We start from the raw sequence: 13,078 nt of genomic DNA, 5'->3' as shown, positions 1-13,078 counted from the left end.
CCTCCAGTTCAAAGGTGGTCGTAGTGGGCCGAGCGGATGGTGGGGATCAGCGCCCCTCCCCACTCGACGGGACGTCGACGGGAACGGACTCGTACACGGGCTCCGAGTCCTGGTAGATGGGCATCGCCGCGGTATCGGGCACGACGATGCGCTCGCGCTGCTTGCCCTTCGACCGCGTGACCGGCGCACTCGTCCCGGTCGGGAGGACCGGGCGCAGCGGCTCGGCGGCGACGCGCGGGACCGGCGGGGGCGGCGGCGCGACCGTCAGGCCGTCGGTCGCCCAGTTCGCGGGGGCGGCGACCTGCGGCAGCGCGGCCGTCCCGGGCTCGACGCGGAGCGCGGACGCGGAGCGCTGCGCGGGCTCGCCGCGGGACATCCGCTCCAGGGCGGGCGAGCCCGGGCGGGCGCCGAAGTAGCCGACGGTGCCGGTGCGGTTCTCGGGGTTGACGTTCGCGAGCAGTGCGCTCATCGGCTGGTAGACCACGCCGCCGCCGGTCACGGCCGTGCCCACGCCGGTCCCGGTCTGCAGGGCCTGCCCGCCGCCGGCCAGGGCCACTCCGACCACGCCGCCGCCGACCCCGGCGGCCACCCCGCCGGCCCCGCCGATCTGTTGGACGAGGCTCTGGCCGAGCTGTTGCCCCGTCGTCGGGCGCGCGAGGCTGTTCTCGCGCGACTGGGACGCCGCGGTGGCGGCGTTGGACGCGGCCTGCTCGAACCGCTGCGCCTGAACGAGCAGAGTCTGGCCGAGCTTCGTGGTGGAGAGCACGCCGCCGGCGGTGCGCATCCACAGCATGCTGGCGACGGCCTGCGCGCCCTGTGCGGCGAGGGTCATCTTGGTCACCACCGCGTCGCCGACCGAGGCGGCGCCCGCGGCTGCGGCGGGGATCGGCACGCCGATCGCGGTGGCCATGGGCTTCGGCGGGATGAAGGGTTCGAACGTCATGTTCGCCGTCGAGTTCGCGAGGTAGGTCAGCATCATCGCGGCGTTCTGCGCCCACATCGCCGTGTACTGCGCCTCGTTCGCGGCGATCGCCGCGGTGTTGACGCCCAGGAAGTTGGTCGCCTGCAGGACGGCGTGCGTCACGTGGTTCGTCGCGATCTCGGGCAGTTGGGCCATGCCCGCCAGCGCGGCCGAGTAGTCGGCCGCCTGCTTGGTGTGCCGGGTGGACGCGAGCAGCGCCTGCGTCCGGAGCGCCTCGTTGTGCGCGAGGTAGATCGCGACGTTGCGTGTCATCAACGCCGTCTCCGGCGCCTGCCAGGACGCGGCGAGGCGCGGCAGTAGCGACTGCAGGAAGACCGACCGCGCGCTGACGGAGGCCGCGACCGAGGCCCACGCGGCGGCCGCGGCCGTCGCCGGCGCGGGGCCGGCGCCCGACATGAGGCGCCCCACGTTCACCTCGGGGGGAAGCGCTGGGAAAGTCACGACGTCACGCTCGTCAGAACTGCACGGCGTTGTCGGCCATGATGTACGTCGAGGCCACCGCCGAGAGGCTCACCGCGTACTGCGCGACCTCGGCGTGATCGACGACCGAGGTGGCCAAGAAGTTCGCCGCGTGCGCCGCGGAACTGGCCGAGACCAGCAGCGAGACGTCGTCGATGCCCGCCGGTACGACGGCGCCGATGGCGCCGGCCGCGCCACCGATCAAGCCCGAGGTGGTGGCGACATTCGCCATGACCTCGTTGGTTCCTGCCAAGAGTTGAATAGGCGCCACGTTCAGGCCCACCTGCTATCCCCTTTACTTGATTTTCAAGTTGCAACTAAAACAGAATTGTCAAATTTCGTCAATCCCTGGTTGTCCGAATTTCTCAACCCCAAACCTCCTCGTCGGACTCCGCTTCGTCCCTGCGTACGCCGTTCCAGGCGACCTGGACGATGTCCGACGGCGCCCCGCGTCCGGGGTGGAATCGGCCGCGGCCGGGGATGCCGAAGCGCTGGCCGCGTTCACCTGCGATGTTCACGTTGAACTTGTCCGCGGACATGGCCAGCGCCATCGAACTGTGGGTGTCGAGGTACTGGATCAGCGGGTCCGAGCTGGCCTTGTAGAGGTACTCGGAGTCGTTGAGCACCACGATGACGTGGAAGCCGCGAATGACACCGTCGTTCATCAGCTTCACCGTCTGGGTGAGCGGGTTGGTGCGGTCCCCGCGGGCGACGACGGCGTCGTAATCGTCGATGATGAGGAAGACCTCGGGCCCGGTCCACCAGTCGCGGCGCGCGAGGGCGGCGCTGTCGGCGGTGTCGGGCACCCGGCGATAGGTCACCTTGTCCGGGTCGGTCTCCCCCTCGCCCATCCAGTCCACGAGCTTGTCCTGCCAGCGGCGCAGGAAATCGTAGAGGTCGGAGCCGTGCAGCCCGAGGTTCTTCGGGTTGGGGGCGAAGGCACCGCGGTGCACGCGCTTGGGGTCGAGGAGGGCGATGGCACCGTCGTCGATGGACGGGTACCGGCGGCTGATCGCCTCGATGAGGGTGTGCACGAACGCGGACCGACCGGACCCGCTCTCGCCGACCACGTACATGTGCGCCTCGCGGCCGAAGTCCGCCATCGCGGGTCCGCCGTCGGTCTCGCGGACGCCGAACGGCAGCCGGACGCGCTCGCGGGCACTGGCCTCGGCGGGCAGCACCGAGAACAGGTCGCTCTGCAGGACCGATTCGGGCAGCGCCAGCAGCTTCGGCGCCTCCGCGCCGGACGTGTTGGCGCGGCGGATGCGATCCACGACCTCCTCGATGCCGACGCTGAGCGTCTCGGGCGAGACGTCGCCGTCGGCGCGGGGCAGCGCGACGAGGGCGAGCAGCTCCCGGTCCGTGGTGATGACGTGGCCGGCCTTGTCGGGCACCGCCTTGTTCCGCTGCGAGTTCACGACGGACATGTCGTAGCTGGCCGTCGAGACGCGGCCCTCGATGATCGTGTGCATGTGGCTCGCGAGGCCGCGGAGCACGGTGTTGCGGGCCGTGGTGATGACGAAGTGGATGCCGTAGTTCAGGGCGCCCGACGCGAGCGCCTCGAGCACGGCCACCTTGTCCTCGAAGACCCCGCCCTCGGTGACGGCGGCGTCGAAGCCGTCGATCACGATGAAGACGTCACCGAAGGCGTCCTCGGTGATGACCTCCGCGCCGGGGTCGCTGCGCAGCCGCCGGTACTCGGCCATCGAGTTGACCCGGTACTTGCGGAAGAGCTTGACGCGCTGGTCGATCAGGTCGGACATCTGGGAGACGATCCGGTTGATCGCGTCCTCCTCGGACCGGGTCGCGATCCGGGACACGTGCGGCAGGTCCTCGAGCCGCATCCAGCCGCCGCCGGTGTAGTCCACGACGAAGAACTGCACCTGCTCGGGCGAGTGGGTGAGCGCCAACGAGGTCACCAGCGTCATCGCGGCGGTCGTCTTGCCCTTCTGCGGTGCGCCGTAGATGAGCACGTTGCCCTGGCCGCCCGAGAGGTCCAGCTCCCACACCGGCTGCTGGTGCTTGGCCGGGTCGTCGAAGACGCCGAAGGGCAGCTTCAGCGTGGCGGGGGTGGTCACCTTCGGCGCGACCCACGCGTCCGCCGCGAGCGACGGTGCCAGGACGTCCAGCGTGGTCGACGTGAGCTCCGGGAGCCACGGCTTGTACGCGGGGCGCGCCGGCGCCGACGTGAGCAGCTCCTTGACCACGGTGAAGACGGTGGGCGCGGCGAGCAGTTCCTCCTCGGTGCGCACGATCTCGTCGTCCTCGACGATCTCGGCCTCGAGGTCCGGGATGTCGACCCGGCGCGCGGTGAAGCCGCGGGAGGAGAGGTCGTCGGCGGTGGGCTGCACGACCTCTCGCACGACGGGCTCCGGCGCCGTCTCCGGCGCGAAGTAGGGCTTGCCCGTGAAACCGGCGTAGAACCGGATCAGGTCGTCCTCGTGGAGCGTCTTGATGAGGCCGTTGCCGGGCTTGCCGGGAAGGTTCTTGGCATCGGGGACGCCGATCACCGCGCGCGAGTCGCCGGCGGTGCCGGTGCGAAGCGCGATGTGGTAGTGGATGTTCGACTCCAGGCCGCGCGAGCGCGCCATCTCCGCGTTCTGCGAGGCGAGCAGCAGGTGCACGCCCACGGACCGACCGACGCGGCCGATCTGGCTGAAGATGTTGACGAATTCCGGCTTGGCCTCGAGGAGCTCGGTGTACTCGTCGATGAGCACCAGCAGCGCCGGCATGGGCTCGAGGTCGGGGCAGTGACCGGACTCGCGGGCCTTCTCGTACTCGGTCAGGCCGATGATGTTGAACGACGGGTACCGGGCGGCGGCGCTGTCGAAGAGCTGCTGGCGCCGCTTGAGCTCGCCGGTGATGACCTCCATCATGCGGTCGACCATGCTCTCGGACTTCTCGAGGTTGGTGACCACCGCCGCGACGTGCGGGATGTCCTCCATGCCCTGATAGGTCGCGCCGCCCTTGAAGTCCACGAGCAGCAGGTTGAGCATCGACGGCGGGTGGAACAGGCAGGCGTCCAACACGAGGCAGCGGAGGAACTCCGACTTGCCCGATCCCGACGTGCCGATCATCTCGCCGTGCGGACCGGTGCCGCCCTGGCTCGCCTCGCGCATGTTGAGGAAGATGCGGGTCCCGTCCGGCGCGAAGCCGATCGGGAAGTTGAGGCGCCGCGGATCGTCGAACCGCTTGATGCGCTGCCAGAAGTCGACCACGTCGATGGCGCCGGGGTCGTCGACCTGCACGAGGTCGGCCCAATCGCGCCCGGTGTCCTTGCGCTCCTTGGACAGCAGCGAGGCCGTGGTCTCCAGCTCCCAGCGCGCGAGCTTGCGGGCGGTGGTGTGCGCGTCGACGAGGTCGAGGTAGTCGGCCCGCGCGATCTCCTTGGGCGCCTCCAGCGGGAGGTCCGAGTCCCAGCGGGTGACGATGCCCGCCCGGTCCACGTCGAGCAGGACCGCGTGCGGGAAGGAGTCGATCACGCCGTCGGGCGGCGACATCAGGATCCACGTGACGTCGGCGAGCGAGGCGATCGCCTGGTCCGTCATCCGCGCGCGCTCAGCGGATTCCACGATCACGACGGTATGGCGGGTGCGCCCGTTCACCTCGGACTCGGTGGTGAAGGGCCGCGAGTAGTCGACGATGCGATCGGCCTCGGCGGCGGGCTGCTCCTCGCTGCCGGCGAGCTCGTCGAGGAACTCGGTCCAGTTGCCGTAGATCATGCGGCGTGAGCCGAGCGCGTCGATCAGCGACGGATGCTGCACCTGCGGAAGCCATTTCAGGTACTCCCATCGGCCGCCGTCGGGCGTGTCCGCGACGACCGCGACGCGCAGCCGGTCGGGTCCGTGCGTGATGGCGAGGTGGTTGAGCATGGCGCGCACCATGCCCGCCGATCGTTCGGCGTCGCCGCCCACGCCGAGCACCGGCAGGTTGCGCAGGGTCAGGGCCAGCGGCATGTCCGCGATGGTCGAGTGGGTGTGCAGGAACTTCACGGTCTCGGTCCACTGCACGGGGTCGAGGAACTCGCCGTCGGGCGCCTCCGGAGTGAGCAGCTTCGCCTTCGGCACGATGCGGCCGCGGCCGTACCGCGCTGCGGTGAACCGGGTCTTGCGCTCGGAGTCGCCGCCGTTCACCTCCCACATCCGCTCGGTTCCGACGAGCGACGCCGCGACGGAGGGATCGGGGTAGGCATGGGCGAGCGCGTCGAAGTAGTTGCGCCCACGGGAGAGCGCCTTCTCGCGGGAGGCGCCGATCGAGCGGCTGGCCTGCTTGCGGTCGTGCAGCAGCTGCGCCTTGGACTTGCTGCCGCTGCCGCCGGGCCCACCGCCCATGTACGCGAACATGCCGAACAACAGCATCATCGGCATGAGCAGCATGACCGGGTTGAAGCCCCGGTTCATGCGGATCATCATGAACAGCATGCCGAGCACGGCGACCACCATGATGACGGGCATCATCACCGTGCGCCACTTGCCCGGAGGGTCGACCTCGTCGATGGTGTCCGGCGTGCGGACCTCCACCTCCTTCTTGACGACCCGGGGCTCCTTCTTCGGGTGGAGCGGGGGCTCGAAGACCTGCCTACTCACTACTTCCCCTTCGGGTCGAACTTCGCGACGACGGGGTCCTGCGCGCCACCGTCGTGCTTGATGGAGGCGCTGGCCCGCGACAGCGTCGGGCCCTGCGCGAACAGGCTGATGATCGTCCACGGCGCGGGCACCGGGTTGCTCAGCCCGAGCGCCTTCGCGGACGAGCCCGGCTCGTTCGAGCCCTGGTCGTCGATGCCGTACCGGATGCCGGTGTCGGCGATCCAGAACTCGCCGCTGTGCTCACGCGAGTCCTTCGCGGAGCCGGTGGCGTAGACGTAGCGCCCGCTGTTCGCCGGCAGATACACGTCGTCGGCGATGGTGCCCGCCGATCCCGGCGCGCCGATCAGTGCGATCCGGGCGGCGCTCTGCTCCGTGGTGAGCGGCAGCGTGCCCGCGACCAGCACCTTCTGTTCGGCGGTCGGCGCGTCACCGTCGTGCGACCACGTCATGCAGGTCACGGGATCGCTGGTGGCGTCCTCGATCCGCACTTTGCCCGTCGGCAGGTGGTCGACGGCGATCCGTCCGCCCACCTTGGGCCACTGGTTCGCCTTCGACGCCTCCGTCTCGACGACGCCGCTCTTCACGGGCGAGACGGTCTGCAGGATCGCCGCGGCGGTCTGGCTGATCTGCTGGATGCCGTCGGCGGCCACCACGTAGTAGGTCCAGCCCCCGTCGACGGTCGCGACGCGCAGCGTCGTGCCGATGAGCAGCTTCTCGGTGTTGGGGAAGCGCACGGGCTTACCGAGATCCGTGATCTGCGGAACGTCGATCGGCTCGCGCGCGGCGAGCGCGTTGAACAGGCCCGTCGACATCGGGATCACGCGCTGGTCGATGGAGATGCCCAACGCCTCGCGGATCGCGGAGTTGCCCAGGTCGAGCCGCGAGCGGGCCACCACCCCGTCGTCCGAGTAGACGAGCCAGGTCTGGTTGTCGAACGCCACGACGCGGGCGCGATCACCGGTCAGTTCGTCCGTGCCCTCGGCGGGCGTGAGCGCGCCGCCGACGACGGTGACCTTCACCGCGGAGGTCGCGGTGGTCGGCAGACCCGTCGTCGGGTCGAGCGGCACCGCCGAGCCGGTGGCGGTGGTGTCGCATACCGCCCACTGCGACAGCCGGCTCGTGGAGTTGCGGATCACCGTGGGGGCGTACGGGATACCCACCATCGGGCCACGGGGGAGCTTCTCGATCTCACCCGACTTCGCCAGCACCGGCTTCGCGGGCGAGCCGATGATGAGCTGGCCGGAGACCACGTTGGGAATCGGGCTGAGTGCGTCGCCGACCTTGACGTACAGGGCGCCGGTCTGGCTGTCCTGGATGATGTCGCCGTCGCCGACCTTGCCCGCCGGGAAGATCACGGCGGCGATCACGCACCCGAGCATCACCACCAGGCCGACGGCCAGACCGATGTACAGCGGCGATCCCTGGAACTTCTTGACGTCGTCGATCCAGCGCGTGTCGCGGCGGACCAGTGCCTCCTCGTTGCGCCGCTGCAGATAGGCCTCGCCCGACTTCTGGTACTTCGAGGTCAGGCGGAATCCGCGGACCCGCTCTTGCAGACCCGATTTCGGATTCGACGGGTCCGGAGTCTCAGCCATTCGATTCCTCCTCCCAACTCGTCTCCAAGAGGTGCCACTGCGACCACGGGAAGTTCGGCGACACGCGCAGGGTCTCCTCGTAGGCCAGGCGCACGTCATCGAGCTCGAGGGTCCGCAGCAGCGTCCGCTTCTCCTCGGACGACAGCGCCGAACGGTCGATCGCGCTGACCCGGAAGTCGCGGAAGCCGCGCGCGGACGAGATGACGGTGCGCATGAACCGGGCGTTCGACATGAGGTCGATGCCGGAGCAGAGCCGCCCCTTGAGATCGAGGGCGCTCACCTCGGCGAGCCGCTTGTTGTGCTCCTCCAGGTAGCCGCGCACGCCGACGCCCAGGTGCTCGCGACTCTTGGCGGCGACGGACTCCGCGATCTCCACCAGTTCCTCCGCGGTGAAGGAGCTGAACGAGATGCGCGTCGGGAAGCGCAGCGGGAGACCGGCGTTCACTTGGAGGAGGCGGTTCATGTCGTCGTCGTAGCCCGCGAGGACCACGACGACCTTGTCGCGCAGGGGCTTGTCGCCCTCGTTCTCGATCCGGGCGAGCAGCGCCTCGAGCGCCTCCCGGCCGAACCGGGACGCCTGGTCCTCGCCGTCGCCGGCGACGAGTCCGTAGGCCTCGTCGAGGAAGAAGAGGCCGCCCCGCGACTCGTCGACCAGCTTGTTGGTGCGGATGCCCGCCTGGCCCACGTAGCCGGTCATCATGTCGCTGGGCTGGTGCTCGTACACCTCGGGCTTGGCGACCACGCCGAGGCCGTAGTACAGCTTCGCGAGGATCCGCACGCCCGTGGTCTTGCCGGTGCCGGGCGGGCCCGTGATGATCGCGGAGAGGCGCATCTCCTCCTCGCTGTACTCCTCGCCGAGCTCCTCGCTGAGTTCCTTGCGCTCGCGGTCCATCTCGACCTTCGAGGCCAGCCGGCGGATCTGCGACTTGACGTCCGGGCTCCCGACGAGGGCGTCCAGCTCGCGCCACGCGTCGGCGAGAACCACGTCGCGCTGCCGGTCGAGGCTCTGCTGCTCGATCTCCTGCGCCGTCGTGCCCGAGGCGGGGTCCCACGGGTCGGTGCGGGTGTTCATCGACTGCGCGGTGACCACCTCGAGCGCGCCGCCGGCGGCGGCGTGGTCGAGGTCGGCGCGCGCCGAGATCCACGCGCGCGCGTCGCGGAGCAGTTTGGCGGCGGCCTCCTCCTCGCCCGTCGCCCGCAGCGCATAGGCCTGCGTCACCAGAAGGCTGGCCTGGACCAGCTTGAAGTCCTCGGAGGCGAGTGCGGTCTTGGTCGCCGAGAGTGCCTGGTGGGCGTCGCCGGTGCCGACGAGGGCGCGCGCGGTCAGCGCGGTGACGCCCAGCTGCCAGAAGCGGACGGCGCCGTCTGTCTCGGCGGACACCCAGAGGGGCTCGCGGCTGTCGGCGACCGTCGAGAGCACCTCGGGCCAGCGGTGCGCGAGGCCGAGCAGACAGATCCACAGGTAGCGCAGGTAGTTCCGCTGCGCCGGCGAGTCCGGACTCACCTCGCGCTGAAGCCGGGTCAACTCCTCGGCGGCCTCGGCGAGATGACCGGTCTGCGCCAGGATCACCGCGGCGCCGGCGCGGGCGTAGACCACGTCGGTGACGGGCATCCCGAGCTCGACGACGCCCATCTGGACGGGGATCTTCAGCCCGAGCGCGCCCTCGGCGGGGTCGACGACCATGCCGTTGCGGCGCAGCTCGGCGCCGAAGTTCCGGGCCGAGCTCAGCAGTCCGCGCGCGGCGGACGGGTCACTGAGCTGGGTCCGGTCGACGGCCATCAGGCCGATCCACGCGTCGCACATCGTGGGGTCGGCCTCAACGGCGAGGCGGAACGCCTGGGCCGGCTCACGGGTGTCTGTCCGCGCCGCGAGCGATCGCAGCCCGAGCGAGAAGTACCGCTGGGCAGTGGGATTCGAAGTCGTCATCGTGCTTGCGGGGCGTCCTGATCCTGGCTCGAGAGGAACCGAGCGTACGTCCAGGCGTACACCGCCGACTCGATGTCGTGGTACGCCGCGGCGAGCGTGGCGACGAGGATCGCCCGCTCCAACATCCGGTCGCGCAAGCGGGCCGCGTCCGGTGCGGGCGCCGTGAGGTCCTCGGCCGAGGCCGGCGTCCGGTCCAGGCTCAGGGCATCCCCCAGGGCCCGCTCGTCGGTGTGCAATTGGTCGAGGACCGGGGGCGGCACCTCGTCGCGCTCGTCGAGGAAGCACCGTGCGTCGATGCGCGCGGCCTCGATCCCGATGGCGTGTTCGGGCGCGATCGGCTGCGTCTCCAGGTCCCGGATCAGGGCGCGCGCCTGCCGCTCGGCCTGCTCGCGGTCGAGCGACCGGATGTGCTGCAGGCGCGCCGGAGACACCGTCGCCTCGAATCGGCTGCGGCCGCCGGGGAGCACCGCGCCGGGCCGGAGCACGCCGACGATGTTCTCCTCCCCCACGACGGGGGCGTACGCGCGGCTCGGGTGCGTGGTGGCGACAGCGGTGAGCGTGTAGCCCTCCTGCTCGGCGTACTCGATCAGCTGGCGCACCGGGTCGTCGACCGATGCCCAGCGGTAGCCGGTGGGCATGTTCCACAGCACCCGCACGCCGGCGGGGATCACCACGCCGGGCGGGAGCCAGCCGGCATCCGACGTGGTGACGGCCATGATCGTCTCCAAGTCCTTCACCAACAGGCCAGCGGCCCAGTGCAACCCGGACTCGGGCCCGTGGGGGCCGCCGCGCAGGGATCCGAGGATCGAGGCGACCGCGTCGTGCACCTGCTGCACGGCCGGCGATACCTTCTTGCGCAGCACCAGCGGTTCCGTGCGGCCCAGGATCGCGGGCCCCGTGGCGAGCACGGGGGCCTGCTTGGCAGGGGCCTCCGGCTGCTCCGCCGCGTCCGCGGGGATGTCGGATACTGCTGCTGCAGGCCCTGTCTCGTCGGCTGCGGATGCCTCGGGGTCGGGTTCCGGGGTCGCGACGGGCATCTCCGCCGACGCCACGAGCACCGCCGGCGCGATGTGCGCGGGGTCCACCTTGTTGGCGTTCGCAGCCTTGAGCAGGTCGGAGAACTTGACCGGGCCGGACTTGCGCACCGGCTTCGGCGCGGCGAACGCGGTCTTGTTCTCCCCGGCTGCGGGAGCCGCGGCGGGTGCGTCCGCCGGCTCCGGCTGTCCGGATTCCGTTGCCTCCGGTGTGGTCTCGGACTGCTCGTCCTTCTCGAGCGCACTGTCGGCCGGTACCGCGTCCGTCTCCTGGACCTGTTCGTCGGCATGCTCGTCGGCGGTGTGTTCGTCGGCCTCCGCAACCTCGACGTCGTCGGAATCGGCCGCGGACTCCTCGATCTCGGCCGTGGCGTCCTCGGTCGGGTCGACCTCGACCTCGGGATCATCGCTCGCCTCGTCCGCCTCCGCCCCGTCTGGCTCGGGCTCGGGCTCGGGCTCGGACTCAGATGTATCGACGATCCCGGTGTCGTCAGCTTCGGCCTCCGAGCCATCGGCCGGCTCCGCCTCCGCCGCAACGTCTTCAGCGGCGTCGTCGGCGTCGCCCTCGGACGGGGTTCCGTCGGCGTCATCGAGGTCGGATTCCGTCTCGTCGAGAACGTCGTCGAGCACGTCCTCGTCGGGCTCGTCGTGCGCCGGCTCGTCGGGCTCTCCGAGCTCGTCCGCCTCGGTATCCAGCTCGTCGGCGAAATCGACGTCGTCCGGACCATCGTCAATGGCCTCGTCATCGATGGCCTCGTCATCGATGGCCTCGTCATCGAGGTCCGCGACATCGTCGACGGCCTCGTCGTCGACGGCGTCGCCCGACAGGGCGTCGTCCGCAGGCTCGTCGGGCCTGGTGTCCTCCACCGCGTCGTCGAGTGCCTCCGTCTCCACCACGTCGTCGCTCTCCTCCGCCACGTCCTGGACTTCGTCGAGGTCGTCGACCTCGACGGCGGGCTCGTCAGCATCAGCGTCGTGGACTCCAGCGGGAGTCACACCGGCGGTGGCGGGCACCGTCGGAAGGACGCCCGAGCCACCCCACGCCCCGCCGGTGGGGACGCGCCCGAACGACAGGAATCCGTCATCCATCGCGTCCGCCCGGCCGTGCGGCGCGCGATCGGGCGACGGGCCGTCGGCGGATCCGGACAACGTCATCGGCGAGCCGAGTTCGAGGCCGTCGGTCGCCCCGAGATCGCCGGCCACGATCTCCGCGGGCGTCGTCGGGATCGGAAGGAACTGCGTGGGCGCGGCGACCGGGATCGGTCCGCTGCTGGGGCCCTGGATCGTGGGCTGGTCCGCACCCGGCGTGCGACCGAACGCCATGAAGCCGTTCACCAGCGGCTGGGGCAGCGCGGGCACCGCGACATCGTCGGCGGGCATGCCCAGCGACGGGGCCGGCCCCAGGCCGAGGAACCCGTTCCTGAGCACAGGCGCGTCGGCTTCGGAGTTCTCCTCCGCGGCTGCGTCGTCCGCGGCTGCGTCGTCCACGGCGGCGTCGTCCGTGACGGGCTCGTCGACGGTCTCCGGCGCGGCGTCCTCGATCGGGGAATCCGTGACGGCCTCGTCCGCGACGACGGACTCTGTCGCGACCTCGTCGGTGCGGGGAACAGGGGTCGACGGCGTGCGGCCGAAGCCCATGAACCCGGGGTCCATCGCAGTGTCGTCGGCGGAGTTCGCGAAGGCGTCCTGCGCCGCCGCGGCGGCGTTCGTCTCCGCGATCGCCGGCGGTTCGACGGTGTCGTGGCCGTTCGCGGCCTGCCCGGTGGCGGCCTCGTGACCGTTCGTGGCCGCACGGCCGTTCACCGCGTCGTGACCGTTCGTGGCGCCGCGGCCGTTCTGCTCAGCGCGGGTGTTGCGGATCGCGTAACCGTTGCGGGCGTGACCGTTCCGGGCGACGCGACCGTTGCGCTCGGTCGCCTCGGCGCTCGCGCCCGGCACCCGTCCGAACGCCATGAACCCGCTCACCAGGCCCGCGGCGGGCTTCTTCGTCTCACTGGAGGTCTCGGGCGTCACCATCTTCTCCGCCACCTCGGCGGCGCGCGCCCGGGCTCCGGCGATCAGCTCGGCGATCCGGTCCGCCGGGTCGACGCCCGCCTGAGCGGACTGCCGCTCCGCGGCCTCGATCTCGGCCTCCACCTGGTAGACGATCTCCGACTGCTCGAGGTTCACCTGCTGCAGACTGCGGGCGAGCTCGCCGAGCGCGTGCGAGACGTGGACGAGCGACTCGCCCACGCGGACGATGCCGATGAAGCTCTGCGCCCACTTGCCCGTCTCGGACTCGAGGAACTCGGCGACGTCGACCTCGCCCAGCTGGGCGGTCGCAGTGGTGCCCTCGCTGGCGACGCGGAAGGCGTACGACGACGCCTGGGCGGCGGACAGCGCCCGAGACGCGAGGTCGTCGGGCGTCACCTCGTCCTCCCAGATCCCTTCGAGGAGGACGTCGGCGTGGGGGGTATCAGGGCGATCGATCACTTCGACACCTCATTCAAGCCGGG

6 protein-coding genes are annotated in these 13,078 nt (G+C 70.6%); all 6 read right to left on the bottom strand.

Annotated elements, in window-relative coordinates; genetic code table 11:
* Positions 1-46 precede the first annotated feature (46 nt).
* A complete protein-coding gene (locus tag BLW32_RS02810) occupies positions 47-1,423 on the bottom strand; it encodes a PPE family protein (RefSeq protein WP_139286031.1) in 1,377 nt (458 codons plus the stop codon).
* 13 nt (positions 1,424-1,436) lie between these two features.
* Entirely contained in the window at positions 1,437-1,712 is a 276-nt protein-coding gene (locus BLW32_RS02805) for a PE domain-containing protein (protein ID WP_225535932.1), read from the bottom strand.
* A 94-nt stretch (positions 1,713-1,806) separates the two neighbouring features.
* Positions 1,807-6,027 (bottom strand): type VII secretion protein EccCa, encoded by a 4,221-nt coding sequence (gene eccCa, locus BLW32_RS02800; RefSeq protein WP_068523431.1) that lies wholly within the window; start codon positions 6,025-6,027, stop codon positions 1,807-1,809.
* The gene (gene eccB / locus BLW32_RS02795; protein ID WP_068740596.1) at positions 6,027-7,622 is read right to left on the bottom strand and encodes a type VII secretion protein EccB; all 1,596 of its coding nucleotides are present in this window, start codon (positions 7,620-7,622) and stop codon (positions 6,027-6,029) included. The genes eccCa and eccB overlap by 1 nt, the downstream gene beginning before the upstream one ends.
* On the bottom strand, positions 7,615-9,549 hold the full coding sequence (locus BLW32_RS02790; RefSeq protein WP_068740595.1) for an AAA family ATPase: 1,935 nt from the start codon (positions 9,547-9,549) through the stop codon (positions 7,615-7,617). The genes eccB and BLW32_RS02790 overlap by 8 nt, the downstream gene beginning before the upstream one ends.
* On the bottom strand, positions 9,546-13,055 hold the full coding sequence (locus BLW32_RS02785) for a hypothetical protein (RefSeq protein WP_068740594.1): 3,510 nt from the start codon (positions 13,053-13,055) through the stop codon (positions 9,546-9,548). The genes BLW32_RS02790 and BLW32_RS02785 overlap by 4 nt, the downstream gene beginning before the upstream one ends.
* Positions 13,056-13,078: the final 23 nt, after the last annotated feature.

Origin of the sequence: Tsukamurella tyrosinosolvens (assembly GCF_900104775.1) — a bacterium.
Lineage (GTDB): Bacteria > Actinomycetota > Actinomycetes > Mycobacteriales > Mycobacteriaceae > Tsukamurella > Tsukamurella tyrosinosolvens.
The sequence above is the reverse complement of the archived record's forward strand: the minus strand, read 5'-3'. Positions and strand labels throughout refer to the sequence as shown.

Bases quoted from the DNA above. Each gene is read 5' to 3' on its own strand.
- eccB (WP_068740596.1), bottom strand. From the start codon at position 7,622: ATGGCTGAGACTCCGGACCCGTCGAATCCGAAATCGGGTCTGCAAGAG.
- BLW32_RS02790 (WP_068740595.1), bottom strand. From the start codon at position 9,549: ATGACGACTTCGAATCCCACTGCCCAGCGGTACTTCTCGCTCGGGCTG.